The organism is Nocardia sp. NPDC005746 (genome assembly GCF_040630785.1).
Lineage (GTDB): Bacteria > Actinomycetota > Actinomycetes > Mycobacteriales > Mycobacteriaceae > Nocardia.
Map to the genome: position 1 here is coordinate 43,504 of NZ_JBEXYE010000018.1, position 26,210 is coordinate 69,713.

Sequence of the window (26,210 nt, forward strand, 5' to 3'; positions counted from 1 at the left end):
CTATGTGGTGACCACATCGACCGGGTGCGGGCGGGCCGGCGCCAAGCGGCGTGTGCGGCTTGGCATTCCGAAGGTCGGGTGGCTGATGCTCCAGCCGCTGCCTGCCACGATCGCCGCCTTGACCAGCGCCGCCGGTCGGCCGCACAGTGCCCCGGGCTTGGCCTGCCCGGCACCGTCGACCAGCTGGAAGATCGCATCCTCACGGCCGAGACTGATGTGGTTGCCGACGTAACTCAGGGTGGTCGCCTTGACGGTGCGCCCGGTCCGGTCGCCGAGGATCGCGGCCGCCGCCTGCATGCCGGTGAATCCCGCCGACGCGCACGACATCGGCAGTGGACGACCGTTCTCGCCGATGACGAAGACGCAGTCACCCGCGGCGTACACCTCCGGGTGCGAGACCGACCGCATCTGCCGGTCGACCGTGATCTGCCCGTTGGCTTCCACCGCCAGGCCACTGTCGGCGGGGATCGGATGGACGGCGAAGCCCGCGGTCCACACGATCGCATCCGAGGCGAAGACGGTCCCATCGTCGGCGACGGCCCGCCGCGCCTCGACCCGCGCGATGGCGGTGTGCTCGTGGATCCCGATACCGAATCGATCGAACGCGCGCAGCAGATGACGGCGGGCCTTCGGGCCCAGCCAGCCGCCCAGTTCACCGCTGGTGGCCAGCTGGACCCGCAGTCCTGGTCGGGCTTCGGCGATCTCGGTGGCGGTCTCGATCGCGGTCAGATTGCCACCGACCACGAGCACCGTGCCGTGCTCGCCGAGCTCGTCCAGACGGGCGCGCAGAGCCAGCGCGGACGGCCGTCCGGCGACGTCGAACGCGTGCTCCGCGGCACCCGGAACGTCGTGCACGGCGGCGGTACTGCCGAGCGCGTAGAGCAGAGTGTCGTATTCGATGCGGTGTGTGCCGTCGGCGTCGGCGATGGTGACGCTGCGGTGGTCGGCGTCGACACCGATCACCCGCGCCACCCGTAGCCGGATGCCGGTGCCCGCGAACACCTCCGCCAGCGGCCGGTGCGGCAGCGCATGTCCGGCCGCGAGCTGATGCAGCCGCAGTCGTTCGACGAAATCGGGTTCGGCGTTGACCACGGTGATCTCGAAGTCGCGGGAATGGAGGGTGCGGGCCAGGTATCCGGCGGTGAAGGCGCCGGCGTAGCCGGCCCCCAGGACGACGATGCGGTGCTGCATGATTTCGCTCCTGTCTGGTTCGCGTGCCCTCTGAACGAGACAGCGCGCGGATTCCTGACAGCACCGCCGGTGAGGTGGGTCACTCCCGCGTCGGGCGGGCGCCGACGGACCAGACGGGGGAGGAGGCGACGCCGGCGAACTGCCAGCCGTCGGGGGTGCGGGCGGCCTCGAAGCGGTAGACCTCGCCGAGGGTGAGGCGGGGTTGGGAGCCGAGGGTGGGGTCGTGGGCGGGGCCCCAGGCGAAGACGGCGAGGAGGTTGGCACGCACGCGGGCGGTGTCACCGTCCAGGTCGACGATGATTCCGGTGATGATGTGCTGAATGTGCTTGTCGGGGGAGTGGTTTCGGCTGGCCTGGGTGACCAGGGCGGTGCGGCCGACGGCCCGGCCGCCCGGGGTCTGGGCGGTGGCGTCGGGGGTGTAGAGCGTGGCGAGTTCGGCCCAGTCGCCCTCGTCGAGGGCGCGGCCGAGGCGGTGGACGAGCTCGGTGATCTCGAATTTGTCGGCCAGGTCCTGGATTCGGCTGGTGCTGATGTCGATCGCGTTCATGGTGAGAGTCTTTCGACGAGATTGTTGGTCAATCCAACGTTGGTGAAACCAATGTAACTGATCGTGGGTGCTCCCAACAAGTGTTGGTAGATTCGCTGTCATGGACACCGCGCCCGAAGGAGCCTCCGGCCGGTTGCGCGCCCTGCCCACCCGCCTCCTGGGCCAGGCCGCGATCATCGCCAACCGCTGCACCGAGAAGGCCCTGGAACCCACCGGTTCCCGTCGCTACCACTACGCCCTGCTCGCCACCCTCGACGAGCACGGCCCGCTCAGTCAGGCCGAAGCCGGACGCCGTACCGGCATCGACCGCAGTGACGTCGTCGCCGCGGTCAACGACCTCGCCGACCGCGGGCTGGTCACCCGCACCCCCGACCCCGCCGATCGCCGCCGCAACACCCTCACGCTCACCCGCGCCGGCCGAGCCCACCTCACCGAGCTCGACGAACGTTTGGAAGCGGCACAGCAGGAACTCCTGCCCGGGTTCACCGCCGCCGAACGCGCGAACTTCGTCCTGACCCTCAATCGCATCCTCGAATCGCACGCCGGAGGCAGCTGAACAACCGCTCGGTGGGATGGTGGAAGCCGAGGCAAGCGCGACAACGGAAGGAGCGGACATGAAGATTGTCGTCATCGGCGGCACCGGCCTGATCGGGTCGAATGTCGTCAACCGTTTGGGCGAGAGTGGACACCAGGCAGTTCCGGCCTCGCCGAGCAAGGGCGTCGACACGGTGACCGGTGTCGGCGTGAAAGAGGCGCTGCGGGGCGCGGACGTCGTCGTCGACGTCTCCAATTCGCCGTCGTTCGCCGACGACGATGTCATGGCGTTCTTCCGCATCTCGACCGCCAACCTGCTCGGCGCCGCGCAGAGCGCGGGCGTCGGCCACTACGTCGCGTTGTCGGTGGTCGGCTCGGGCGACCTGCCGGAATCCGGGTACCTGAAAGCGAAGGCGGCGCAGGAGGAACTGATCCGGAGTTCCGGCCTCCCGTACACGATCGTGCGCGCCACGCAATTCTTCGAATTCGCCGGTGGCATAGCCGATTCCGCCACCGTTGACGGCGTGGTGCGGCTGTCCGACGGCGGCGTCCAGCCGATGGCCGCCGACGATGTCGCCGCCGCGACCGCGCGGGCCGCGCTGGACTCGCCTCGCAATGGCGCGCTCGAGGTCGGCGGACCCGAGAAATTCGGCCTCGACCAGTGGATTCGCACCGTGCTGACCGCCCGATCCGACCCCCGCGAGGTGGTCACCGACCCGCAGGCCCGATACTTCGGCACCCTCCTGGGTCCCGACAGCCTGGTTCCGGGCCCCGGCGCGGAGCTCGCCCCGACCCGGCTCGCGGACTGGCTCGCCCGGCGGTGAAATCGCGACGGAGGGCGGCCGAGCGCGGTGGCCGCCCCGCCGCGACTCGGTTCACCCTGCGAACGGTGTGACACCGGGCAACCACTAGGCTTACCCCGTGAGTCTTGTGCTGCTACCTGCCGTCGATGTCGCCAATGGTGAAGCTGTACGCCTGGTTCAGGGAGAGGCGGGCAGCGAAACCAGTTACGGTTCGCCGCGCGACGCCGCTCTGGCCTGGCAGCAGGCGGGGGCGGAGTGGGTGCATCTGGTCGACCTGGACGCCGCGTTCGGCAAGGGGTCCAATCGCGACATCATCGCCGGGGTCATCGGCGAACTCGACGTGAAGGTCGAGCTGTCCGGCGGCATCCGTGACGACGAGTCGCTGAAGGCGGCGCTGGCCACCGGCTGCGCGCGCGTCAATATCGGCACCGCGGCCATCGAGAACCCGGAGTGGTGCGCCCGCGCCATCGGCGAGTACGGCGACAAGGTCGCCGTCGGCCTGGACGTGAAGCTCATCGACGGCGAGTGGCGGCTGCGCGGCCGCGGCTGGGTCACCGACGGCGGCGACCTGTGGGAGGTGCTCGAGCGGCTCGAGCGCGACGGCTGCTCGCGCTACGTGGTCACCGACGTGTCCAAGGACGGCACCCTGACCGGGCCGAACCTGGATCTGCTCAGCCAGGTCGCGAACGCGGCCGAGGCGCCGGTCATCGCCTCGGGCGGCATCTCGGTGCTCGAGGACCTGACCGCCATCGCCACCCTGGTGGACGAGGGCGTCGAGGGCGCGATCATCGGTAAGGCCCTGTACGCGGGCCGGTTCACCTTGCCCGAAGCCCTGGCCGCGGTTCGATAACCGCCGATGCCCGCCGAACTCGCCGAACTGCTCGGCATCGCCAGCGCGGTGCTCGACTCCGCCGCACCGCGTTTCGTCGAGGGCATCGGGGCGCCGAGCGCGGTCGAGAAGGGGCGCAACGACTTCGCCACCGAACTCGACCTGGAACTCGAGCGCACCATCTCGCAGCGACTGGCCGAGCGCACCGGAATCCCGGTGCACGGCGAGGAATTCGGCGGCCCGCAGTTGACCTCCGGCACCGCGTGGGTGCTCGACCCGATCGACGGCACCTTCAACTACTCGGCGGGCAGCCCCATGTGCGGGATGCTGCTGTCGCTGGTGCGTGACGGCGTCCCCGTCATCGGCCTGACCTGGCTGCCGATCCTGGGCCAGCGCTACGCGGCCGTCGACGGCGGGCCGCTGCTGCTCAACGGCACCCCGCTGCCGAGCCTGGCCCCGGCCAAACTGGCCACCGCCATGATCGGGTTCGGCAGTTTCAATATCGATGGGGCGGGCCGGATTCCGGGCATCTTCCGCTTCAATCTGCTGGGCGCGCTGAGCCGGCTCTCGGGCCGGCAGCGCATGTACGGCTCGACCGGCATCGACCTGGCCTACACCGCGTCCGGAATTCTGGGCGGGGCCGTGGTGTTCGGACATCACCCGTGGGACAACGCGGCCGGCGTGGCGCTGGTCCGCGCCGCGGGCGGCGTGGTCACCGACCTGCTGGGGCAGCCGTGGACCATCGAATCCGGTTCGGTGCTGGCCGCCGCGCCCGGCGTGCACGAGGAACTACTGGAACTGATCGCCGACACCGCCGATCGGGTCCGAGGAGAGGCAGAACAATGACATTCGAGGCGGAGAAATGACACTCGCGGTACGCGTGATCCCGTGCCTGGACGTCGACGCCGGGCGCGTGGTCAAGGGCGTCAACTTCGAGAACCTCAGGGACGCGGGCGATCCCGTGGAACTCGCCGCCACCTACGACGCCCAGGGCGCGGACGAGCTGACCTTCCTCGACGTCACCGCCTCCACCGGCGACCGCGGCACCATGATCGATGTGGTCACCCGCACCGCCGAGCAGATCTTCATCCCGCTCACCGTCGGCGGCGGCGTGCGCACCGTCGAGGACGTGGACCGGCTGCTGCGCGCGGGCGCGGACAAGGTGTCGGTGAACACCGCCGCCATCGCCCGCCCCGAGGTGCTGCGCGAGATGTCGGAGCGGTTCGGCTCGCAGTGCATCGTGCTGTCGGTCGACGCCCGCACCGTGCCCGCTGGCCAGGACCCCACCCCGTCCGGCTGGGAGGTCACCACCCACGGCGGCAAGCGCGGCACCGGCATCGACGCCGTGGAATGGGCCGTGCGCGGCGCCGAACTGGGCGTCGGGGAGATCCTGCTGAACTCGATGGACGCCGACGGCACCAAGGCCGGTTTCGACCTGACCATGATCCGCGCGGTGCGCGCCGCGGTGTCGGTGCCGGTCATCGCCTCCGGCGGCGCGGGCAAGGTCGCCGACTTCGCCCCGGCCGTGCAGGCGGGCGCGGACGCGGTGCTGGCCGCCAGCGTCTTCCACTTCGGCGATCTCACCATCGGCGAGGTCAAGGACGCCATGCGCACGGAAGGAATCACGGTTCGATGAGCGGCCTGGATCCGGCGATCGCCGCGCGCCTCAAGCGCAATGCCGACGGCCTGTTCGCCGCCATCGCCCAGGAGAAGAGCACGGGCGACGTGCTCATGATGGCGTGGATGGACGACGAGGCGCTGGCCCGCACCCTCGACACCCGCAAGGGCACCTACTACTCGCGCTCGCGGCAGCAGTACTGGGTCAAGGGCGAGACCTCCGGCCACACCCAGTACGTGCACGAGGTGCGGCTGGACTGCGACGGCGACACCGTGCTGCTCATCGTCGACCAGGAGGGCGCGGCCTGTCACACGGGCACCCACACCTGCTTCGACACCGATGTGTTGCTGTCGCAGGGCGATCGGCTGCTGTCCGACGAGGGCTGAGCCTCAGTCGGATTCGGTCGGATCCAACGCCAGATGCGAGCTGGGCCGCCCCGAGCGGCCTAGCCCGCGGGTCATGCCCTTGTCGAGCTGCGCCACCAGGGTTTCACCGAGTGTCAGCAGCTGTTCGGTCTGATCGGCGTCGAGGCCGTCGAACACCAGGCCGCGCACGCACTCCAGATAGCCGGGACCGGCTGCGCTGACCTTGCGATATCCCGCGTCGGTGAGCACGGCCTGGGCTCCGCGACGGCCGGTCAGCGGCATGCGTTGCGCCCAGCCGAGTCGTTCGAGTTTGGAGACCACGTGCGAGAGCCGTGATAGCGACGCGTTTGCCTTTTGCGCGAGGTCGCTCAGCTGCAAGCGGTGATCGGGTTCTTCGGAGAGCAGCGCCATAACGAAGTATTCGAAATGGGTAATCCCGGACTCGCGTTGCAGCTGGGTATCCAAAGCGGCGGGGAGCCGGGTGGTGAGCGCGATCAAGGTTCGCCAAGCTCGCTGTTCTTGGGGATTCATCGACTTGGTCACCGTGCGCGCCGCCCTCTCGTACCGGCCGAGTGACGGTTGGTCCCCGACCGTTCGAGAGCCCGTGTCGCGGCATCGAACAAGTCACTCGCACGTCAAAGTTTGCCACGACTTCGCTCGTCAGTCACGGTGTTGCTGATTGACGTGACATCGATCACCCGTGTTGGCGCGGAATTAGTTCGTGCCGACTTCGGGAGGATTTGCCGGAGTTTCCGGCGACACGCTCGGCTTTTCCGGTTCGTTTCGCTGCTTGTCGGCGCGGTGCCGGCGGAATCGCCTGCGCACCAACAGAAATGCGACCAGCAGGAACAGCAGGGCGGCGATGATCGCGCCCGCCAAACAGGCGCCGCGGAATCCCGGGGCGTCGACGTCGAGAATGCGTTCCCCGGCGTGCGCGGCATTGGAGTTGCCCCACACGATGGTCAGCGTCATCAAATTCGGGATGGCGAGGACCAGCGCCAGCACGGCGGCCCCGCCCGCAACGAACTTTCCGGCCCGTTTACGCCAGGACAGGCCCGCCGCCAGGAACAGGAACAGTGGCGCCGCCGTGCATATCAGGCCCATCAACAGGCCATACCAGATGCCCTTGGCGAAACTCGAACCGACCATTTCCCCCAGGCGCTGCGCCCACCACCGCGGAATGAACGCGGCCAGGATCAGATAGGACAGCCACAGCACCGCCAGGGTCACGACCGCGGCGATGATGCGATTGCGCCACGTGACGAAGGTTGAAGACTTTCGCTCCTGCTCGGTGCCGGCCGTAGTCATGCGCTCAGCGTATGTCCGAATTGTCGACGGGCGAAGCACCGACGCGACGGGGTCGCGCCGCCGGGACCGAGCGGGAGCGGTCCGTCAGCGTTCGCGCAGGAACTTCAGGGCCTCGTCGGCGTGCACGTTGGCGCGCATCTCGCTGTTGATCACCTTGGCCACGGTCCGATCCGGGTCGATCACGAAGGTGGTCCGCTTGACCGGCACGATCGCGCCCAGTAGGCCGCGCTTCACGCCGAACTCCGCGGCGATCTTCGCGCCCGGGTCCGAGAGCACCGGGTATCCCAGTCCCTGCTTCTCGGCGAATCCCGACTGCACCTCGACCGAATCCGCGCTGATGCCCACGCAGCTGGCCCCGGCGGCCTTGAATTCCGTTGCCAGATCCCGGAAGTGGCACGCCTCGGCGGTGCACACCGGCGTGTTCGCCGCGGGATAGAAGAACAGCACCACCGGGCCGTCCGCGAGCAGTGACTCGAGCGAACGCGGGGTGCCGGACTGATCCGATAGTTCGAAATTGGGTGCGAGCTGACCGACCTTCATGCCCGTACCCTACCCCCAATTCATCGTGCACGAGCTATCCGGGGACACGGTCACCGTCCGGCCGGAATCCCTTGCCGGGCACGGGGCTTGGCGGGTGACTGGCGCCGGCCGGTCGGAGCCTTCCCCGCCCGGGGGTCTGGGAGTCGGCCCCCCGGAGCCCCAACCACCCCCGACACGCGGTGTCGGTGCGGCGTCACGCCCCGATCAGGGCGGCGACCTCCGGGTTCTTGATGTGCATGACGTCGAGGATGCCGTGGGCGCGCAGGAACGGCTTCAGCTCCTTGATGCGGTCGGTGTGCTCGGCGTACTCATCGGGGAAGTTGCCCGGATCCAGCGATTCCAGCGCCTTCACGTATGTGACGAACGAGGAGATGGCGGAGTACTTGCCGCCGGGGTTCATATGCATCATCCGAGGCGGCTGGCCGGGCATGAGGCCCGGGGCCATCTGCGGAGCTGCGTGCCGTGGACCCTCCGGAGCCACCGGTTGCGAGGGGTACATCTGTGTTGATCTCCTCTCGAAAATGGGGGATACCGCGTGCTACCGCCGCGAGCGCGGTGAGACCGCTTCAGGTATTCGCCGCAGCGGCCCGGTCGGCTGGGCGGGGAGAGCGATTTAGATCCCGCCCGGTGGGCCTGGAATGATGGGGCAATGCACGGCGCCCACGGTTTGCCAATCGACACCACCACCTCCCGGGAGCAGTTCCGGTCGCTCGCGGCCGATCACCGCGTGGTCCCGGTGATCCGAAAGGTGCTGGCGGACTCCGAGACTCCGCTGTCCGCCTACCGCAAACTGGCCGCTGACCGGCCCGGCACCTTCCTGCTGGAGTCGGCGGAGAACGGCCGCTCGTGGTCGCGATGGTCGTTCATCGGCGCGGGCAGTCCCAGCGCGCTCACCGTGGTCGACGACCAGGCGGCATGGCTGGGGCAGACCCCGGCCGACGCACCGGTCGGCGGCGACCCGCTGGAAGCGCTGCGCGAGTCGCTGCGGGTGCTGCGCACCGAGCGCCTGCCCGGCCTGCCGCCGCTGACCGGCGGCCTGGTCGGCTACCTCGGCTACGACACCGTGCGCCGGCTCGAGCGCCTGCCCAGCCTGGCCACCGACGACCTCCAGGTCCCCGAGATGGTCCTGATGCTGGCCACCGACCTGGCCGCCTTCGATCACCACGAGGGCGCGATCACCCTGATCGCCAACGCGGTGAACTGGAACGGCACCGACGAGCGCGTCGACGAGGCCTACGACGACGCGGTCGCCCGCCTGGACCGCATGACCGAGGCCCTGGCCGCGCCCGCCGAGTCGACGGTCTCGGTCTTCGACAGGCCCGAGCCCGACTACCGCCGCCAGCGCACCTCCGAGGAGTTCGGCGCGGGCGTGCGCCGCCTGGTCAAGGAGATCGAGGCGGGCGAGGCGTTCCAGGTGGTTCTCTCGCAGCGCTTCGAGATGGACTACCACGGCACCCCGCTGGACCTCTACCGCATGCTGCGCGCCTCCAACCCGAGCCCGTACATGTACCTCATGCACATCCCGGACGGCTCCGGCGGCACCGCGTTCTCCATCGTCGGCTCCAGCCCCGAATCGCTGGTCACGGTGAAGGACGGCGTCGCCACCACGCACCCGATCGCGGGCACCCGCTGGCGCGGGTCCACCGAGGAGGACGACCTCCTGCTGGAGAAGGGCCTGCTCGAGGACGCGAAGGAGAACGCCGAGCACCTCATGCTCGTCGACCTGGGCCGCAACGACCTGGGCCGGGTCTGCGAGCCGGGCACCGTGCGGGTCACCGAGTACCGGCACGTCGAGCGGTACTCGCACGTCATGCACCTGGTGTCCACGGTGTCGGGCCGGTTGCGGGCGGGCAAGGTCGCGCTCGACGCGGTCCAGGCCTGCTTCCCGGCCGGGACGCTCTCCGGCGCGCCCAAGGTCCGGGCCATGGAGTTGATCGAGGAACTCGAGCCCACCCGCCGCGGCGTGTACGCGGGCGTGGTCGGCTACCTCGACTTCGCCGGTGACGCCGACACCGCGATCGCCATCCGCACCGCGCTGCTCAAGGGCGGCACCGCCTACGTGCAGGCCGGCGCGGGCATCGTCGCCGACTCCGACGCCGAGTACGAGGACGTCGAATCGCGCAACAAGGCCATGGCGGTGCTCAAGGCCGTCGCCGCCGCGGAGACGGTCCGCGCCTACCGGCCGAACGGCGCCGGGCAATGACCGACCCGGACCCCGATCGGCCGTCGAAAACCCCCGCCGTGCCGCCGGGAGGCGACGCGATCGCCGGGAAACCGGTTGCGCCACAAGCTGATCAACGGTCCGGCGGAGCGGGCGCGGCAGACCGGGCAGAGGCCGCCGCGGACGCCGCGCAGGCGGTGGCCGATGCGCGAGCGGCCGAAGCGGACGCGCGGGCAGCCGAGGCCGATGCCCACGTCGCGGTCGCCGAGGGCGCGCGTAAGCGGCCCCGGCCGTTCGCGGCTGTCGCCCTGCTGGCGGTGGCCGCCGCCCTGCTGTGGGCGGCATCGCGGATGACGTGGGTGACCCTCGAGGTGACCAGCGAGCTCGGCCCGCCGCGCACCGCCCACCTCAACGGCAGCACCTGGTTCGGAGCGCTGACCCCGCTGGCCCTGGTCCTGCTGGCCACCATCGCGGCCGTGTTCGCCACCCACGGCTGGTGGCGGCGCGGCGTGGGCGTGGTGGTGGCGGTGCTCGCCGCGGTGGCCGCGGTGCCCGCCTACGCCCTGCTGATCCATCAGGGCAGGACCGGTGACCGGGCCGCCCGGCTGGCCGAGCTGCGGGCCTGGGAGCACCCCGGAACCGTCACCACCGCGTCGCTGCCCGCCGTGCTGACGCTGGTCGGGGCGGTGGCCGCGTTCGTGGCCGGCCTGCTGCTGGTGCGCATGCCCCGCGAGACGGCCCGCATGTCGGGCAAGTACGACAGCCCGGCCGTGCGGAAGTCCGCGGCGGCCGAACAGGTTGCCCAGCGTCACGCCGACCGGGGACCCGCGGAATCCGGGTCACAGCCGACGTCCCAGGAGCAATTGTCGGGCCGCGTGCTGTGGGACGCGCTCGACGAGGGCCTGGATCCGACCGACGACGACGCCGATCACTCTGCCGCGCAGGACGATCCGGGTTCCGGGGGTACCCGCGGGGAACGCCACTGAGCTGGGCCGGACAGCGGCAGCGTCGCCGCTTCCAGCCCCGCCGTCAAGACCGGGAACATAGCCATTTACTCTTTATCAGCAGCGGTGAGACAGCGCCTGGGGGGATTCTCAGGCAGCAAGTCCGTCTCCCCAGAAAGGATTCGAGCCAGATGACGGTACTCGACTCGATTCTCGACGGGGTCCGTGCGGACGTGGCCGCGCGGGAAGCCCTTCTGGATTTCCAGGCCGTGAAAGCGGCCGCCGCGGCGGCGCGCTCCCCGCGTGACGCCAAGGCCGCCCTGCACGCCGAGGGCATCGGCGTCATCGCCGAGGTGAAGCGGGCCAGCCCCTCCAAGGGTGCGCTCGCCGACATCCCCAACCCCGCCGACCTGGCCCGCGCCTACGAGGACGGCGGCGCCCGCATCATCAGCGTGCTCACCGAGCAGCGTCGCTTCGGCGGTTCGCTGGCCGACCTGGACGCGGTCCGCGCCGCGGTCGACATCCCGGTCCTGCGCAAGGACTTCATCGTCGGCCCGTACCAGATCCACGAGGCCCGCGCGCACGGCGCGGACGTGATCCTGCTGATCGTGGCCGCGCTGGAGCAGGACGTGCTGTCCGCGCTCATCGACCGCACCGAATCGCTGGGCATGACCGCGCTGGTCGAGGTGCACACCGAGGAAGAGGCCGACCGGGCGCTCGAGGCCGGGGCCAGCGTGATCGGCGTGAACGCCCGCAATCTGAAGACCCTCGAGGTGGACCGGGATGTGTTCGCGCGCATCGCCCCCGGCCTGCCCAGTGAAGTGATCCGCGTGGCCGAGTCCGGCATTCGCGGCACCGCCGACCTGCTGGCCTACGCCGGGGCGGGCGCGGACGCCGTGCTCGTCGGCGAGGGCCTGGTGACCAGCGGCGACCCGCGCGCCGCGGTGGCCGAGCTGGTGACCGCCGGAACCCACCCGTCCTGCCCGAAACCGGTTCGCCGGGGACGGTGAAAGAAGCGATGACTCAGACCGAAAAGCTGTCCGGCAAGAACACTCTCGGCCTGCCCCAGGCCAGCGACGGTGTCGCGCACAAGAGTCACGAACCCGACGTGGGCGGCCACTTCGGCGTGTACGGCGGCCGCCACGTGCCCGAGGCGCTGATGGCCGTGATCGAAGAGGTCACCGCCGAATACGACAAGTGCCGGGTGGACCCGAACTTCCTCGACGAGCTGGACCGGCTGCAGCGCGACTACACCGGGCGCCCCTCGCCGGTGTTCGAATGCAAGAACCTGGCCCGGCACGCGGGCGGCGCGCGCATCTTCCTGAAGCGGGAAGACCTGAACCACACCGGTTCTCACAAAATCAACAATGTGCTCGGCCAGGTGCTGCTGGCCAAGCGCATGAACAAGACCCGCGTCATCGCCGAGACCGGCGCGGGCCAGCACGGTGTCGCCACGGCCACCGCGTGCGCGCTGCTGGGCATCGAGTGCGTCATCTACATGGGTGCGGTCGACACCGTGCGCCAGCAGCTGAACGTGGCCCGCATGCGCCTGCTCGGCGCCGAAGTCATCAGTGTGACAACGGGTTCGCAGACGCTGAAGGACGCCATCAACGAGGCGCTGCGTGACTGGGTCACCAATGCCGAGCAGACCTACTACTGCTTCGGCACCGCCGCGGGCCCGCACCCGTTCCCGCTCATGGTGCGCGACTTCCAGCGCATCATCGGCATCGAGGCGCGCCAGCAGATCCAGGCCCACATCGGCCGGCTGCCCGACGCCGTAACCGCCTGCGTCGGTGGCGGTTCCAACGCGATCGGCATCTTCCACGCCTTCATCGACGATCCGGGCGTACGCCTGATCGGCTACGAGGCCGCCGGCGACGGCGTCGAAACCGGCCGCCACGCAGCCACTTTCACCGGTGGCACCCCCGGCGCGTTCCAGGGCGCGTACTCGTACCTGCTTCAGGACGAGGACGGGCAGACCATCGACTCGCACTCCATCTCCGCGGGTCTGGACTACCCGGGCGTCGGCCCGGAGCACGCCTACCTCAAGGACACCGGGCGCGCCGAGTACTACCCGATCACCGATACCGAGGCCATGGACGCGCTCATGCTGCTGTCCCGCGCCGAGGGCATCATCCCGGCCATCGAGTCCGCGCACGCGGTCGCGGGTGCGATCAAGCTGGGGCAGGAGCTGGGGCCGGAGAAGGTCATCGTCGTGAACCTGTCCGGCCGCGGCGACAAGGACATGGACACCGCCGCCCAGTGGTTCGGGCTGTTCGACAAGCCCGAGGGGGACGACAAGTGAGCCAGCAGTCCCGTCTCGCGAACACCTTCGCGGCCTGCCGCGAGGAGAACCGCGCCGCGCTCATCGGCTACCTGCCCGCGGGTTACCCCGACGTGCAGGGCTCGATCGACGTGTGCAAGGCGATGGTCGAATCCGGTTGCGACATCATCGAAGTCGGCGTCGCCTACTCCGATCCGGTGATGGACGGCCCCACCATCCAGCGCGCCGCCGAGCAGGCGCTGGCCGGTGGCGTGCGGGTGCGCGACGTGTTCAAGGTCGTGGAGGCCATCTCCCAGGCGGGCGGCAAGGCCGTCGTCATGACCTACTGGAATCCGGTGCTGAAGTACGGCGTGGACAGCTTCTCCCGCGATCTCGCGGCGGCGGGCGGTCTGGGCCTGATCACCCCCAACCTGATTCCGGAGGAGGCCGACGACTGGTTCGTGGCGTCCTCCACCCACAACCTGGACCGCATCTTCCTGGTCGCGCCGTCCTCCACCGAGGAGCGGCTCGTCAAGACCCTCGAGGCCTCGAAGGGCTTCGTGTACGCGGCCTCCACGATGGGTGTCACCGGCGCGCGTGACGCGGTGTCGTCCATGGCTCCGGCGCTGTGCGCCCGCATCCGCGCCCACTCCGACATCCCGATCGGCGTCGGCCTGGGTGTGCGCAGCGGCGCGCAGGCCGCCGAGATCGCCTCCTACGCCGACGGCGTCATCGTGGGCTCGGCCCTGGTGACGGCGGCGGCGCAGGGCCTGGACGCGATCCGGGCGCTGACCGAGGAGCTGGCGCAGGGCGTTCGCTCGGCGGCGGTCGCTTCCTGACCGAGGGACCTTCTCGAAAGGTGTGTACCGAATTCGGTATACACCTTTCTTTTCGGCCGCGGATCACTCGGTGGTTCGCGGCCAGTCTCGCTCTGGACTGAGCGGAGGGCAGATCAAACACTGCTACGGTGGGGACTCGTGACCTTACGAGCCCTTGCCGAGAGCACCGGCGCCGATGTCCTGGCCTACATTCCCAGCCCGCCTCGCGGCGTGTGGTACCTCGGGCCGTTCCCGCTGCGCGCCTACGCGATCTGCATCATCATCGGCATCGTCGCGGCGATCTGGCTAGGTGACAAGCGGTGGGTGGCCCGCGGCGGCGAGTCCGGCGCGGTGCTCGACATCGCCATGTTCGCGGTGCCGCTGGGCCTGATCGGCGGGCGGCTCTACCACGTGGCCACCGACTGGGAGAAGTACTTCGGGCCGCATCGCAAGCCCGACGCCCATTGGTGGGCGATCTGGCAGGGCGGGCTCGGCATCTGGGGCGCGGTGCTGCTGGGCGCGTTCGGCGCCTGGATCGGCTGCCGCCACTATCGAATCCCCTTGCCCGCCTTCGGTGACGCCATCGCGCCGGGCGTGCTGCTGGCCCAGGCCATCGGACGCCTGGGCAACTACTTCAACCAGGAGCTCTTCGGCCGCGAGACGACCCTCCCGTGGGGCCTGGAGATCTTCGACCGCTTCGACGCCAACGGCGGCTCCGACCCGATGAACGGCGTCTCCAACGGTGTGGTGGTGCACGTCGTGCAGCCGACCTTCCTCTATGAGCTGCTGTGGAATCTGCTCGGCGTCGCGATCCTGCTGTACGTGGACCGCAAGTTCCGCATCGGCCACGGCCGCCTGTTCGCCCTGTACGTGGCCATCTACTGCTTCGGCCGGTTCTTCGTGGAACTGCTGCGCGACGACGAGGCCACCCACATCGCGGGCCTGCGCGTGAACACGTTCACCTCGGCGATCGTCTTCGTCTGCGCCGTGGCCTATTTCCTGCTCGCCACCAAGGGCCGGGAGACCCCCGCGCAGGTGCGGGCGGGCGTGGAACGCCCCTGGCCGTGGCAGTTCGGCGCCCTGCGCGCCTATGGAGCGGCCGGGGCCGCCGCGGCCGAACCCGCGATTCCGGGCACGGATGCCGCGGCGAAGGAGCCCGCTGCCGAGAAGTGCGGCGTCGACGACTCCACCGACAAGACCGACTCCGCCGCCGAATCCGAATCCGAATCCGCCGACAAGGCAGAGCCTGCCGACGAAGCGGAGCCCGCCGGCAAGGCGGAGGCCGCCGAGGAGCCGGAGAAGGTCGAGGTCGGCAAGAAGTCCGACACCGCGGACAAGGCGGACAGCAAGGGCGATTCCTGATCATGGAATCGTTCGAATCCCGTAGCGCGGCGCGGTGATTCGGGAGACAATCGGGCATCGACGGCCGCCGGTGCGGCCGTAGGGGGAACGGGTCGGCGGGAGCACCCGTACGCATGCCAGGAGGGGCGAGTGACCGGTCCGTATCAGCAGCAACCCGTTCCCGGTGGGCCACAGTACGGTCCACCGGGAACGGGACCGTCGGGGCAGCAGTACGGACTCCCGGCTCCGATGCCCGCGATCGTGCCGCAGCAACCCGGGTTCCTGATCGCGATCGGCGATATCGCGGTCTCGGAGGGCCTGATCACCACCCCGTCCGGCAGTTTCCCGCTGCGCGGGGCGATCTGGACCGCGACCGATATGTCGCAATCCTCGGAGCGGACCCCGCCCTACGCCATCGTGCTGGCGATCCTGTTCCTGCCCTTCTGTTTTCTCGGGTTGCTGTTCCTGCTCATCAAGCAGAAGGTGGTCGCCGGATACGTGCAGGTCACCGTGAACAGCGCGGGCCGGTTCCACTCGGCGATGATCGCGGTGCAGAACGAATCCACCTTCCCGATGGTCATGCACCAGGTGAATTACGCGCGCACACTCAGCGCCATGTAGCGGTCGATTCGCTTCGCCCGGCAACGAATCCGCGACAACACGCGATAATTCCTGCGTGACCGATCCCTTCCAGAAACAGCCGCCGCAGGACGGCCCCCAGTACGGCGCGCCCGGCACGGGCCCGCAGTACGGACAGCCCTACGGCCAGCAGCCCTATCCGGATCCTCAGCAGTTCGCCGCGCCCGGCCAGCAGTTCGGCCAGCCGGGTGACCAGTTCGGCCAGCCCCAGCAGTTCGCGCAGCCGGGTCAGCCCTACGGCCAGCCCCAGCAATTCGCCGCGCCCGGCCCGTACGGTCCCTACGGCGGGGACCCGGAGGCCCCGTTCGGCCGGGATCCGTTCGGAGTTCCGTTGTCGGACAAGAGCAAGCTGACCGCGGGCCTGCTGCAGCTGCTCGCCGGCGGTTTCGGGATCGGCCGTTTCTACCTGGGCTACACCACGATCGGCGTGCTGCAGCTGGTCACCTGTGGCGGTTGCGGTATCTGGGCGCTGATCGACGGCATCCTGATCCTCACCGGCAAGGTGCCCGATCTCCAGGGGCGCCCGCTGCGCGACTGAGCGCGACGCGCGCATATCGGCGGCCGTCACTCGACCGGGTGACGGCCGTGCGCGCATATCATCGGGCCGGAGCCGGATCCAGGTTTTCGCGCATCGTGATGGTTGCCGTGCCGCCCGGTCGGTCCGCGGCGTACCCTTTGTCGGTTGTTTGTCGCGTGTTGTTCACCCACACGCCCGAGGAGAGGTCCCCGTCGTGCGCCACAAGCTAGCCGCCGCCCTGCTCGCCGTCGTCGCCGCAGCGGGGCTCGTCGCCTGCAGCTCGAGCAAGGACGACGCGAACACCCTGAAGGTGGGCACCGAGGGCAACTACTCTCCGTTCACCTACCAGGACAACGGCAGCCTCACTGGCTACGACGTCGACGTGATCAAGGCCGTCGGCGACAAGCTCGGCAAGAAGGTCGAGTTCACCACCGCGCCCTGGGACTCGCTGTTCGCGGCCCTGGAATCCAAGCGCGTGGACCTCATCGCCAACCAGGTGACCGTCAAACCCGAACGCGAGCAGAAGTATTCGCTCTCGCAGCCCTACACGGTCTCCGAGGGCGTCATCGTCACCAAGACCGGCAACGGCGGCGTCCACGCCCTCACCGACCTGTCCGGCAAGACCTGCGCCCAGTCCGAGACCAGCAACTGGGCCGAGGTCGCGCGCGGCGCGGGTTGCAAGGTCGAGGCCATCCCCGGCTTCGTCGAGGCCGTGCAGCTGCTCAAGACCGGCCGCGCCGACGCCACCGTCAACGACACCCTCGCGGTGAACGCCTACGCCAAGCAGCAGGGCGCGGGCATCGTGCAGGTCGCCGGGAAGACCGGTGAGACCTCCAAACAGGCCTTCGCCGCCCGCAAGGACTCCCAGGCCCTCACCGATCAGGTGAACAAGGCCCTCGACGAGCTGCGCGCCGACGGCACCCTGGCCAAGATCTCCGAGAAGTACTTCGGCACCGACGTCAGCAAGTAAGCGGCGCGGGGCATTTCGACATGGACGACGCCACCTGGGCGCTGATCCGGCACAACCTGTGGCCCATGCTCGAGGCCACGGTGAGCAAGACGCTGCCGCTGACCGCGATCAGTTTCGCGATCGGGCTGGTGATCGCGCTGTTCGTGGCGCTGGCGCGGATGTCGAGCGTGTGGCCGCTGTCGGCGGCCGCACGCGTGTACATCTCGATCATTCGCGGCACGCCGCTGCTGGTGCAGCTGTTCATCATCTTCTTCGGCCTGCCCGCGTTCGACATCGTGCTGGAGCCGTTCCCGGCGGCGATCATCGCGTTCAGCCTCAATGTGGGCGGGTACGCGGCGGAAATCATTCGAGCCGCGATCCTTTCGGTCGCCCACGGACAGTGGGAGGCGTCGTACTCGGTCGGCATGAGCTATGCCCAGGCGCTGCGGCTGGTGATCCTGCCCCAGGCCTCCCGCATCGCGGTGCCGCCGCTGTCCAACACCTTGATCTCGCTGGTGAAGGACACCTCACTGGCGTCGACCATCCTGGTCACCGAATTGCTGCGCACCGCCCAGATGGCCGCCGCGCCCACCTTCGATTTTTTCGCCCTCTACGGCGTGGCCGCCATCTATTACTGGGTTGTCTGCCTCATCCTGGGATTCTTCCAAACCCACCTGGAGACTCGTCTGGCCAGGCACGTCGCTCGCTGACCAGCTGATAGCTGAACGGGTGCTTACGAGAACCGTATATGTGTGTGCCGGGGTCGGCATGAGCCTTACCACAGGTCTAGGGTTGAACGCGTGATGCGACGAACGAAGATTGTGTGCACCCTCGGACCCGCAGTGTCATCCGAGGACCGGATTCGTGAGCTCGTCGAAAGTGGCATGGACGTTGCGCGCCTGAACTTCAGCCACGGCGAGCACTCCGATCATGCCGAGAACTACAAGAAGGTGCGTGCGGCCAGCGATACCGCCGGTCGCGCGGTCGGCATCCTCGCCGACCTGCAGGGCCCCAAGATCCGGCTGGGCCGGTTCGAGGGCGACGGCAAAACGGTGTGGAACACCGGCGAGGAAGTCCGGATCACCGTCGACGACATGATCGGCAACCACGACCGGGTCTCCACCACCTACAAGCACCTGGCCAAGGACGCCAAGCCCGGCGACCGACTGCTCGTGGACGACGGCAAGGTCGGGCTGACCGTGCTGCGCGTCGAGGACAACGACGTGGTCTGCGAGGTCACCGAGGGCGGCCCCGTCTCCAACAACAAGGGCGTCTCGCTGCCCGGCATGGACGTGTCCGTGCCCGCGCTGTCCGAGAAGGACATCGACGACCTGGAATTCGCCCTGAAGCTGGGCGTGGACTTCATCGCGCTGTCCTTCGTGCGCTCGCCCTCCGATGTGGAGCTGGTGCACGACATCATGGACCGCGTGGGCCGCCGCGTGCCGGTCATCGGCAAGCTCGAAAAGCCCGAAGCCATTGACAATCTGGAGGCCATCGTGCTGGCCTTCGACGCCATCATGGTCGCCCGCGGCGACCTCGGCGTCGAGCTGCCGCTCGAGCAGGTGCCGCTGGTGCAGAAGCGTGCCGTGCAGATGGCGCGTGAGAACGCCAAGCCGGTCATCGTGGCCACCCAGATGCTGGAATCCATGATCACCAACTCGCGCCCGACCCGCGCCGAGGCCTCCGATGTGGCCAATGCGGTGCTCGACGGCGCGGACGCGGTCATGCTCTCGGGCGAGACCTCGGTCGGCGACTACCCGATCGAGGCCGTGCGCACGATGGCCCGCATCGTGCACGCGGTGGAGTCCGAGTCCTCGACCCGGGTTCCGCCGCTGACCCACGTGCCGCGGACCAAGCGCGGTGTCATCTCCTACGCCGCCCGCGACATCGGCGAGCGCCTCAATGCCAAAGCGCTGGTGGCGTTCACGCAGTCCGGTGACACGGTGCGCCGCCTGGCTCGCCTGCACACCCCGCTGCCGCTGCTGGCCTTCACGCCGCAGTCCGCGATTCGCAGTCAGCTGGCCTTGACGTGGGGCGTGGAAACGTTCATCGTTCCTCCGGTGGGCACGACCGACGAGATGATCCACCAGGTCGACAACGCGCTGTTGTCGATCGGGCGGTACAGCAAGGGTGATCTCGTGGTCATCGTGGCCGGCTCCCCGCCGGGTACGGTCGGGTCCACCAACCTGATCCACGTGCATCGCATCGGCGAGGAGGACCACTAATTTGAGTGCGTCGCTGGACGAGACGTCCGCGGACGTCGTCGCGGACCCCGAGGGGACCGGGCTATCGGATGATCTGCGGGTGTTGCTGCGTCTGCTCGATCTCGAGGAGAACGGCCCCGACATCTTCCTCGGACATCACCCAGAGAAGGTGTGGAGCCGCACGTTCGGCGGCCAGCTGGTCGCCCAGGCGATCATCGCCGCGGGCCGGACCGTGGGACCGGAACGGCCGATCCACGCGGTGAACGCGCACTTCGTGCGCGGTGGCGACCCGAAGCAGCCGATCGAGTACCACGTCGATCGGCATCGCGACGGCCGCTCCATCGCCAACCGCACGGTGACCGCGTACCAGGACGGGCAGGAGCTGTTCGTCATGCTCGCGGCCTTCCAGGACTGGGGCAAGGGGCTCGAGCACGGCACGCCCCTGCCCGACGTGCCGGGGCCGGAAGGCCTTCCGCGCGTGGAGGAGTCGTTCGCGGGCATGGAGGACAAGCTCCAGATGTTCGTGGACGCACCGCATCCCATCGAGATGCGCTACACCAACGACCCGGCTTGGATCCTCAAGGGCAAGGGCGAGAGCCTCGGCCACAATCGGGTCTGGATGCGCACCGACGGCGCGATGCCCGATGATCCGCTGATTCACGTTGCGGCGCTGGCGTATTCGTCCGACACCACGGTGCTGGACTCGATCATCACCACGCACGGGCTGTCGTGGGGCTGGGACCGCATCATCGCGGCGACGGTGAACCACTCCATCTGGTTCCACCGGCCGTTCCGCTTCGACGACTGGTCGCTCTACGCGACCGAGTCGCCGGTGGCGGCGGGCTCGCGCGGCCTGGCCCGCGGGCACTTCTACGCCCGCAACGGCGACCTGCTGGCGACGACCGTCCAGGAAGGCGTGATCCGCCACTTCCCGGCACGTCGCTGAGATACGGACACCGGAGATCGGGCCGCGCCCTTCGGGGTGCGGCCCGATGTGCGTCCCGAGGTCCGAGTCCCGAAATCCCCGAGGGTCTCAGGGGAACCCCTGAGAGTTTTGTGAGTCAGATCAACTCGCGGTTCTCCTCGAGGTCGAAGTTCTCGCGTTGCAGGGCGTGCACGATGTAGGGGATCGGCTCGCCCGCGGAGAGCTCCAGCAGCAGCCGCTGCTCCAGTTTGGCGATGCCCGCCTTGGTGAGCTGGCGGGCTTCCCCGACGAGGCTGAGCGCGATCTCGTAGGTGCGGCGCTCGCCCGGCTCGGCGGCGGGATGATCCAGCCGCCACTGGGTTTCGAGCACCGTGTGGGCGGGATCGTCGCACTCCACCGGGAGGGTGAAGCGCCACGCGAAGATATCTCGATCGGCGACGTATTCGTCGACCACCCGGCACACGGTCTCGGTGACGCGGCGCAGGGTGTGGGGTGTCACGTAAACATGGAGCGAAACATCCGAAATGCGCTTCGGCATGTCCTTGGTCCTGTTCTTGTGTCGAACCACCGGCAGTGGCGTTCGGCGGAACGGATAAGTGTTCCGCGCGAGAGTGTAATCCCTTACCGGACCATCGCGTCAGCAAGGTGTATTGACACGCGGACTCCGACCGGCCGGTTTGCCGGGATCGCCTGCTATCCGGCGGATTCCGCCGCGCGGCGGGCCGGCGGTGCCGAATGGGGCGACTGCGTGGCCGGTCGCGGAGAGTGCACAGCCGTTCGGGGAGATTCGCCGCGTCCGCCGTCTATCACCAGCAGCGGCGGCTGTCCGTCGGCGGCGCTGCGCGGACGCAGCGTGGCCTGCGGATGCTGATGCGCGTGCAGCGCGAGCAGCAGCGGCACCAGCGCCTCGGCGATCTTGTCGCCGACATCGCAATACTGTTGCGGGGACAGGCCGACCGGGTCGGAGATGTTCTCGCGGCCGACATAGGCGAGGTCGTCGCGCGCGGCGTGCAGGCCGACCACGGTGCGCGCACCGCTGACCTTCGCGATCCGGTACGCCTCGAGCAGGGTGAAGGTGCGGGGGAGCGCGGCGGGCACGAGTTCGCGGACCTGGTCGCGGATCTTCTCGGTCATGGTGAGCACCAGGTCGGCGCGGTGCACCATCTCGGCCTTGAGCCGCCGGGCCTTGAAGTTGGAGGCGTCACCGCCGAGGCCGGTAATCGTCTGTGCGGCCAGGGGTTCCACGGGGAAGCCCACCAAGGCGCGCACGCCCGCGCTCTCGGCGGTGAGTTCTTGTAGTCCGTGGTCGGCGGCCACCGCCACGGTGAGGCGTTCGGCGATGACGGATCGGCAAACATTTCCGCTGCAGACGAACAGGACGTGCATGCGGACAACCTATGCCCGCCGTTGTCGATTCGAAACAGTTCCGTGACCGAATCACACGTTTCAACCGCATTGTTCACGCGGTGGCCGGATGTCGCTCACTCACTGTCGACTCTCGTTTACCGGAGTGTCCGGTGGGCGACTCGTCGTGGAAGATCAGCATGCCTTTTCGCGCACGCCGAATCAATACCTGAACCGCTATTTGTCGGTCGTTCCGTATAGCGCGGATTCCGTTACCGCGGGCGCGATTTCGGATGCGGTGCCCCGGGTGCGGCCGCGAGTGGAGAACAGCCGTCCGCGGGCGGGAACGGTGGGCGCGAATCGGCCCAGTCCGGTAGCCGCGGCCATATCGTCGTAGACGGAATCGATTCCGCCCCTGGCGAAATAGGCTTCGTGCCAGAATCCGGTGCCGCCGGAATCGCGCAGGAACCGTTGCCACCATTCGCGATGCGGTTCCGAGCGGGTCCAGCGTTCCAGGCTGTCGAGATCGCGCCAATACTGCCGGGCGCCCCAATGCGGCGGCCACATCGACCACACCACGTCCTCGTGCGACAACAGCCCGTCGGGCCGGTCGTGATGGGATTGGTACAGCTTGGGTCCGATTCCCAGCAATCGCAGCATTCCCCGCGGCTTGTGCACGCGCATACCGAGCAAGATCACGACCAGGTCCGGATAGTCGGACAGGTCCGCGGTCATTCTCTTCACCGGCATTCGTGGCCTCCGCACTTCTCGGTGATCTGTGCGGGTCTACGTCACTCCCGTGCTCGCGGTTCGAAACGCGGCCCTTCACTTCCCGAGTCTACGGCTCGGGCCGTCGGCTAGGACGTACTCAGCCGCAGCACCGCCGAGCTGCCCTGGACGGCAACTATCTTCACGGTCAGGCCATTGAGGAAAATGGTGCCGCCGACGCCGGTGGATCCCGATACCGGCAACCCGAAGACGGTCGTGGACGCCGTGGTCGACAACGCGCTGATCTCCCCGATCCGCACACTGCCCCCGATCCGCGAGAACCCCGGGACCGGAATCGTGGTCGGCCCGTCCACCCGGATTTCGCAGTTGCCCTTCGCGCAGGCCCCGAGATCGGCCCCGTTCGCCGCCGCGGGCAGCCCGTCGGCCGCCTTCGCTGTCGTCTTCGCCGAATTCGTCGTGCTCGATGTATCCCGCATCGTGGTGGCCACTCCCGTCTGTGTCGTCTCCGGCACCGCGTGCCCATCGGTCTGCGCCCCGCATCCCCCCACCAGTGCGGCCATCACCACCCCCGCGCCGATCCTGGCCCATCCGGCTCTCGCCGTCGAGGTCATCGGGATTCGCATGCGCCCTCCATACTGCTGTGTCGACTACGGCTCACCGATCATGCGCGACGCGCCACCCCCGCGGCACCGCTTCCCCGAGATCAATCCCGACCGGTCTCCCTTGCCCTGTCAGAATGGCCCGGTGCGCGTACTCGTCACCGGAGCCGCCGGCTACCTCGGCCGCGCCGTCGTCGCGGCACTGCACGCCGCCGGCCACGAACCCGTCGCCATGGCGCGCCCCCCCGGGGCCGTCATCCCGGGCGCGGCCGAGGTCCGTCCGGCCGACCTGCTCGACCCCGCGGCCCTCGCGCGAGCCGTCGACTCCGTGGACGCGGTCTGCCACCTGGCCGGGCTGGCCCGCGCCCGCGAATCGATCGCCGAGCCCCTGCGCTATTTCCGCGCCAACACCACCGCGACCCTCGCCCTGCTCGAAGCCATGTCCGCCGCCGCCGTCGGCACCATCGTGTTCGCCTCGACCGCCGCGATCTACGGGGCCCCCGATCGCCAGCCCATGACCGAAGACCTCCCCGACGCCCCGCCCCATCCCTACGCCCACAGCAAGCTGGCGGCCGAGCTGGCGATCCAAGCCGCAACCCGGACCGGCGAATTCTCGGCCGTGATTCTGCGCCTGTCGAACATCGCGGGCGGACCCGACCGCGACCTCTCCCGCCTGATCCCGCGCGCGGTGGCTGCGGCGGCAGCCGATTCGCCATTGCCCGTGAACGGCGACGGCACCGCCACCCGCGACTACCTCCATGTCGAGGACGCGGCCCGCGCATTCATCGCGTGCCTGCACACCCCACCGCGTCCCGGCACGGCCACCCGCTACAACGTCGGCAGCGGCCGCGGCACGACAATCCTCGAGGTGGCCGCGGCGGTCCGGCGGGTGACCGGTGTGTCCCTCGCCCTCGATCATCGCCCTCCGGCCCCGGAACCGCCCACCCTGATCGTCGACCCGTCCACGGTCACCGCCGAAACCGGTTGGAAGCCAATCCATTCCACGATCGATCAGATCGTCGGCGACACCTGGCGCGCCGTCACAGAATCTCCACTCGGTGTCCGCCCGGTCCGCACATCCGGTTTCTAGAGTCGGTTCGGGAACGGCCCAGTAGTCGAGATCGGAAGGCTCGTATGCGCGACTCTGATGAATTCACCCGGTGGACAACGGAATTCGAGGCGAAGGCGCGAGCCCGGGCTCGCGCGGGCGATCCCGACAGCGCCGGTGGGGTGACTCTGCATCCCGACCTCGCGCGCAGCATTCAACGCTTTCAGGTGGGGGAGTCGGGCGATGGGGCGCATCTCATCGCCAAGGCCGACGGGGCGGGTGATCCGGTCTACGCGGCGGCGGTCCGGCTGTTCGTCGCCGAGGAACGCAACCACGCGCGCCTGCTGCTGAACCTCCTGCGGGCGGCGGGGGAGAAACCGATATCCGGTCATTGGACCGACGCGATCTTCGTGCGGCTGCGCCGGGGCCTGGGCCTGCGCCTGGAGCTCATGGTGCTGTCGGTCGCCGAGGTCATCGCCGTCCCCTATTACCGGACCCTGCGCGACGGCGCCCGCGACCCGCTCACCACCCGTACGGCCGCCCTCATCCTGGCCGACGAGCAACGCCACATCCCGTTCCACACCCACCGTCTGCGCCTGGGCTTCGCCTCGACCCCGGCGGTGTTCCGCCGCCTCATCCGCGCAGCGTGGTGGACCATTCTGCACGCCGCCATCCTGGTCGTCCTGCTCGACCACGGCCCCGCCCTGCGCCACTTGGGCAGCACCCGAACCGAATTCGCCCGCGCCGCCCGCGCCCTCTTCGCCCCGATCTGCGCCGCCGCCCTCCCGCCGCTCCGCGCCGAGAGCGTCCCGGCCCCTGAAGCGGGACCATCGGGCCGATGAGTAAGCGGGAACTTCTTGGCTCGGAGAATGATTCGGGCTGCCGCGGACCGCAGGGAAAAGCAGAGAAAAAGGGCCGTCCCGATGATCATCGGAACGGCCCTCGACCTTGGTGCCGAGTGTGGGAATCGAACCCACACGCCCTTCCGGGCAACGGTTTTTGAGACCGTCGCGTCTGCCAATTCCGCCAACTCGGCGCACCGGAGGGAAATGATAGCGGGTCGTGGTGCAAACCAACTAATCGAGGGGGTCGGCGCGCGACAAGGTTGTGATACTGGTCGGTTTGCGCTGGGTACGTGGGTTGTAGGGCCGGGTGAACGGTACTCTTTGGGAGACTCGGGTGCGTGCTGGTCCTGTGTGGGTGGCGCAAGACGAGGTGGCATCGGGTATCGGATTTCGGAAGCGACAGGGGTTCATCTATGGGAACGACAGCAGGGGGCGGTTCGAAGAAGGACGCTGCGGCGTCCGCCCCCAAGCGGGTGGTGGTTGCCGAGGACGAGGCGCTGATCCGGATGGACCTGGTGGAGATGCTCTCCGAGGAGGGCTATCACGTGGTGGGTGAGGCGGGTGACGGTCAGCAGGCCGTGGACCTCGCCGTGGAGCTGCGTCCGGATCTGGTGATCATGGATGTGAAGATGCCGCGCCGCGACGGCATCGACGCGGCGGCCGAGATCGCGTCGAAACGCGTTGCGCCGGTGGTCATCCTGACCGCCTTCAGCCAGCGCGACCTGGTCGAACGGGCGCGCGACGCGGGGGCGATGGCGTACCTGGTGAAGCCGTTCACCAAGTCGGATCTGGTGCCGGCCATCGAATTGGCCGCATCGCGATTCCATGAGATCGCCGCGCTCGAGAGCGAGGTCGCGAACCTCACCGACCGGCTCGAGACGCGCAAGCTGGTGGAGCGTGCCAAGGGTGTGCTCATGCAGACCCAGGGGCTGTCCGAGCCGCAGGCGTTCAAGTGGATTCAGCGCACCGCCATGGATCGACGCACCACTATGAAGGCGGTCGCGGAAGTGGTGCTGGAGAACCTCGCACCGAAGTAAGTCGCATTTGCCGGGTCGTCGCCCTGTTGTTGCCACTAATGCACTGAAGAAATTTACAGTGCGGTAACAACAGGGCGTTCCACTTTAGTTGCGATGTCACATGAATGATTCG

At 68.8% G+C, this 26,210-nt stretch carries 30 protein-coding genes and 1 tRNA gene; 21 read left to right on the forward strand and 10 right to left on the reverse strand.

The features are described 5' to 3' along the window. Nucleotides 1–1,191: an FAD-dependent oxidoreductase gene (locus ABZ412_RS28050; protein ID WP_357285803.1), complete on the reverse strand. Its 1,191-nt coding sequence runs from the start codon at nucleotides 1,189–1,191 to the stop codon at nucleotides 1–3. 79 nt (nucleotides 1,192–1,270) lie between these two features. After that, nucleotides 1,271–1,738 (reverse strand): nuclear transport factor 2 family protein, encoded by a 468-nt coding sequence (locus ABZ412_RS28055; RefSeq protein WP_357285806.1) that lies wholly within the window; start codon nucleotides 1,736–1,738, stop codon nucleotides 1,271–1,273. Between the two features lie 100 nt (nucleotides 1,739–1,838). Between ABZ412_RS28055 and ABZ412_RS28060 the strand changes: the two genes are divergently transcribed. The 6 genes from ABZ412_RS28060 (at nucleotide 1,839) to hisI (ending at nucleotide 5,908) form a co-directional block, all read left to right on the forward strand. Beyond that, complete coding sequence (locus ABZ412_RS28060; RefSeq protein ID WP_357285808.1) at nucleotides 1,839–2,294, forward strand: MarR family transcriptional regulator; 456 nt, start codon at nucleotides 1,839–1,841, stop codon at nucleotides 2,292–2,294. Nucleotides 2,295–2,352: 58 nt separating this feature from the next. Then, on the forward strand, nucleotides 2,353–3,096 hold the full coding sequence (locus tag ABZ412_RS28065) for an NAD(P)H-binding protein (protein ID WP_357285810.1): 744 nt from the start codon (nucleotides 2,353–2,355) through the stop codon (nucleotides 3,094–3,096). 97 nt (nucleotides 3,097–3,193) lie between these two features. Continuing rightward, the gene (priA, locus tag ABZ412_RS28070) at nucleotides 3,194–3,925 is read left to right on the forward strand and encodes a bifunctional 1-(5-phosphoribosyl)-5-((5-phosphoribosylamino)methylideneamino)imidazole-4-carboxamide isomerase/phosphoribosylanthranilate isomerase PriA (protein WP_357097970.1); all 732 of its coding nucleotides are present in this window, start codon (nucleotides 3,194–3,196) and stop codon (nucleotides 3,923–3,925) included. A gap of 6 nt (nucleotides 3,926–3,931) precedes the next feature. Then, the gene (locus tag ABZ412_RS28075) at nucleotides 3,932–4,750 is read left to right on the forward strand and encodes an inositol monophosphatase (RefSeq protein WP_357285812.1); all 819 of its coding nucleotides are present in this window, start codon (nucleotides 3,932–3,934) and stop codon (nucleotides 4,748–4,750) included. Nucleotides 4,751–4,766: 16 nt separating this feature from the next. After that, nucleotides 4,767–5,540 carry an imidazole glycerol phosphate synthase subunit HisF gene (gene hisF, locus ABZ412_RS28080; RefSeq protein WP_357097965.1) on the forward strand — a complete coding sequence of 258 codons (774 nt, stop codon included), beginning with the start codon at nucleotides 4,767–4,769 and terminating at the stop codon, nucleotides 5,538–5,540. Beyond that, nucleotides 5,537–5,908, forward strand: a complete 372-nt coding sequence (gene hisI / locus ABZ412_RS28085; RefSeq protein ID WP_357285815.1) for a phosphoribosyl-AMP cyclohydrolase — start codon at nucleotides 5,537–5,539, stop codon at nucleotides 5,906–5,908. Before hisF ends, hisI begins: the two co-directional genes overlap by 4 nt. A 3-nt stretch (nucleotides 5,909–5,911) precedes the next feature. Here hisI and ABZ412_RS28090 read toward each other — a convergent pair whose 3' ends face one another. From ABZ412_RS28090 to ABZ412_RS28105, 4 genes are all read right to left on the reverse strand, one after another. After that, the gene (locus tag ABZ412_RS28090; RefSeq protein WP_357285817.1) at nucleotides 5,912–6,418 is read right to left on the reverse strand and encodes a MarR family transcriptional regulator; all 507 of its coding nucleotides are present in this window, start codon (nucleotides 6,416–6,418) and stop codon (nucleotides 5,912–5,914) included. Nucleotides 6,419–6,601: 183 nt separating this feature from the next. Further along, nucleotides 6,602–7,195 carry a permease gene (locus ABZ412_RS28095; protein ID WP_357285819.1) on the reverse strand — a complete coding sequence of 198 codons (594 nt, stop codon included), beginning with the start codon at nucleotides 7,193–7,195 and terminating at the stop codon, nucleotides 6,602–6,604. Between the two features lie 84 nt (nucleotides 7,196–7,279). Further along, nucleotides 7,280–7,735: a peroxiredoxin gene (locus tag ABZ412_RS28100; RefSeq protein WP_357285822.1), complete on the reverse strand. Its 456-nt coding sequence runs from the start codon at nucleotides 7,733–7,735 to the stop codon at nucleotides 7,280–7,282. A 193-nt stretch (nucleotides 7,736–7,928) separates the two neighbouring features. Continuing rightward, nucleotides 7,929–8,141 (reverse strand): hypothetical protein, encoded by a 213-nt coding sequence (locus ABZ412_RS28105; RefSeq protein ID WP_357285824.1) that lies wholly within the window; start codon nucleotides 8,139–8,141, stop codon nucleotides 7,929–7,931. A 261-nt stretch (nucleotides 8,142–8,402) separates the two neighbouring features. On the opposite strand from ABZ412_RS28105, the gene ABZ412_RS28110 reads away from it, so the two are divergent. From ABZ412_RS28110 to ABZ412_RS28165, 12 genes are all read left to right on the forward strand, one after another. Continuing rightward, nucleotides 8,403–9,938: an anthranilate synthase component I gene (locus tag ABZ412_RS28110; protein ID WP_357285827.1), complete on the forward strand. Its 1,536-nt coding sequence runs from the start codon at nucleotides 8,403–8,405 to the stop codon at nucleotides 9,936–9,938. Then, nucleotides 9,935–10,882 carry a TIGR02234 family membrane protein gene (locus ABZ412_RS28115; RefSeq protein ID WP_357285830.1) on the forward strand — a complete coding sequence of 316 codons (948 nt, stop codon included), beginning with the start codon at nucleotides 9,935–9,937 and terminating at the stop codon, nucleotides 10,880–10,882. Before ABZ412_RS28110 ends, ABZ412_RS28115 begins: the two co-directional genes overlap by 4 nt. 149 nt (nucleotides 10,883–11,031) lie before the next feature. Next, the gene (gene trpC / locus ABZ412_RS28120) at nucleotides 11,032–11,850 is read left to right on the forward strand and encodes an indole-3-glycerol phosphate synthase TrpC (RefSeq protein ID WP_213560553.1); all 819 of its coding nucleotides are present in this window, start codon (nucleotides 11,032–11,034) and stop codon (nucleotides 11,848–11,850) included. An 8-nt stretch (nucleotides 11,851–11,858) separates the two neighbouring features. Beyond that, nucleotides 11,859–13,145, forward strand: coding sequence for a tryptophan synthase subunit beta (trpB, locus tag ABZ412_RS28125; protein ID WP_357285832.1), 1,287 nt, complete (start codon nucleotides 11,859–11,861; stop codon nucleotides 13,143–13,145). After that, nucleotides 13,142–13,942: a tryptophan synthase subunit alpha gene (gene trpA / locus ABZ412_RS28130; protein ID WP_357285835.1), complete on the forward strand. Its 801-nt coding sequence runs from the start codon at nucleotides 13,142–13,144 to the stop codon at nucleotides 13,940–13,942. The genes trpB and trpA overlap by 4 nt, the downstream gene beginning before the upstream one ends. A 138-nt stretch (nucleotides 13,943–14,080) precedes the next feature. Then, nucleotides 14,081–15,283 (forward strand): prolipoprotein diacylglyceryl transferase, encoded by a 1,203-nt coding sequence (gene lgt / locus ABZ412_RS28135; protein ID WP_357285838.1) that lies wholly within the window; start codon nucleotides 14,081–14,083, stop codon nucleotides 15,281–15,283. 228 nt (nucleotides 15,284–15,511) lie between these two features. After that, nucleotides 15,512–15,883: a hypothetical protein gene (locus tag ABZ412_RS28140; RefSeq protein WP_357285840.1), complete on the forward strand. Its 372-nt coding sequence runs from the start codon at nucleotides 15,512–15,514 to the stop codon at nucleotides 15,881–15,883. A gap of 55 nt (nucleotides 15,884–15,938) precedes the next feature. Beyond that, nucleotides 15,939–16,439 (forward strand): NINE protein, encoded by a 501-nt coding sequence (locus tag ABZ412_RS28145; protein ID WP_357285843.1) that lies wholly within the window; start codon nucleotides 15,939–15,941, stop codon nucleotides 16,437–16,439. 193 nt (nucleotides 16,440–16,632) lie between these two features. Next, nucleotides 16,633–17,388, forward strand: coding sequence for a transporter substrate-binding domain-containing protein (locus tag ABZ412_RS28150; RefSeq protein WP_357285846.1), 756 nt, complete (start codon nucleotides 16,633–16,635; stop codon nucleotides 17,386–17,388). 20 nt (nucleotides 17,389–17,408) lie between these two features. Further along, on the forward strand, nucleotides 17,409–18,077 hold the full coding sequence (locus ABZ412_RS28155) for an amino acid ABC transporter permease (RefSeq protein ID WP_357285849.1): 669 nt from the start codon (nucleotides 17,409–17,411) through the stop codon (nucleotides 18,075–18,077). Nucleotides 18,078–18,167: 90 nt separating this feature from the next. Next, nucleotides 18,168–19,592 carry a pyruvate kinase gene (gene pyk / locus ABZ412_RS28160; RefSeq protein ID WP_357285851.1) on the forward strand — a complete coding sequence of 475 codons (1,425 nt, stop codon included), beginning with the start codon at nucleotides 18,168–18,170 and terminating at the stop codon, nucleotides 19,590–19,592. A 13-nt stretch (nucleotides 19,593–19,605) separates the two neighbouring features. Next, entirely contained in the window at nucleotides 19,606–20,517 is a 912-nt protein-coding gene (locus tag ABZ412_RS28165; protein WP_357286008.1) for an acyl-CoA thioesterase II, read from the forward strand. 115 nt (nucleotides 20,518–20,632) lie between these two features. On the opposite strand, the gene ABZ412_RS28170 is transcribed toward ABZ412_RS28165, so the two are convergent. From ABZ412_RS28170 to ABZ412_RS28180, 3 genes are all read right to left on the reverse strand, one after another. Then, nucleotides 20,633–21,034 (reverse strand): hypothetical protein, encoded by a 402-nt coding sequence (locus ABZ412_RS28170; protein WP_357099926.1) that lies wholly within the window; start codon nucleotides 21,032–21,034, stop codon nucleotides 20,633–20,635. A 155-nt stretch (nucleotides 21,035–21,189) separates the two neighbouring features. Then, nucleotides 21,190–21,882 (reverse strand): low molecular weight phosphatase family protein, encoded by a 693-nt coding sequence (locus ABZ412_RS28175; protein ID WP_357285854.1) that lies wholly within the window; start codon nucleotides 21,880–21,882, stop codon nucleotides 21,190–21,192. Nucleotides 21,883–22,077: 195 nt separating this feature from the next. Continuing rightward, complete coding sequence (locus ABZ412_RS28180) at nucleotides 22,078–22,590, reverse strand: DUF4188 domain-containing protein (protein ID WP_357285857.1); 513 nt, start codon at nucleotides 22,588–22,590, stop codon at nucleotides 22,078–22,080. Between the two features lie 183 nt (nucleotides 22,591–22,773). On the opposite strand from ABZ412_RS28180, the gene ABZ412_RS28185 reads away from it, so the two are divergent. Together ABZ412_RS28185 and ABZ412_RS28190 are read left to right on the forward strand one after the other, a co-directional pair. Next, complete coding sequence (locus ABZ412_RS28185) at nucleotides 22,774–24,258, forward strand: NAD-dependent epimerase/dehydratase family protein (protein ID WP_357286010.1); 1,485 nt, start codon at nucleotides 22,774–22,776, stop codon at nucleotides 24,256–24,258. A 44-nt stretch (nucleotides 24,259–24,302) separates the two neighbouring features. Further along, nucleotides 24,303–25,058, forward strand: coding sequence for a ferritin-like domain-containing protein (locus ABZ412_RS28190; protein WP_357285859.1), 756 nt, complete (start codon nucleotides 24,303–24,305; stop codon nucleotides 25,056–25,058). A 107-nt stretch (nucleotides 25,059–25,165) separates the two neighbouring features. Here ABZ412_RS28190 and ABZ412_RS28195 read toward each other — a convergent pair. After that, nucleotides 25,166–25,252 (reverse strand) — tRNA-Leu (locus tag ABZ412_RS28195). Between the two features lie 222 nt (nucleotides 25,253–25,474). Between ABZ412_RS28195 and ABZ412_RS28200 the strand changes: the two genes are divergently transcribed. Next, entirely contained in the window at nucleotides 25,475–26,098 is a 624-nt protein-coding gene (locus ABZ412_RS28200; protein WP_357097904.1) for an ANTAR domain-containing response regulator, read from the forward strand. The last annotated feature ends 112 nt before the right edge of the window (nucleotides 26,099–26,210 follow it).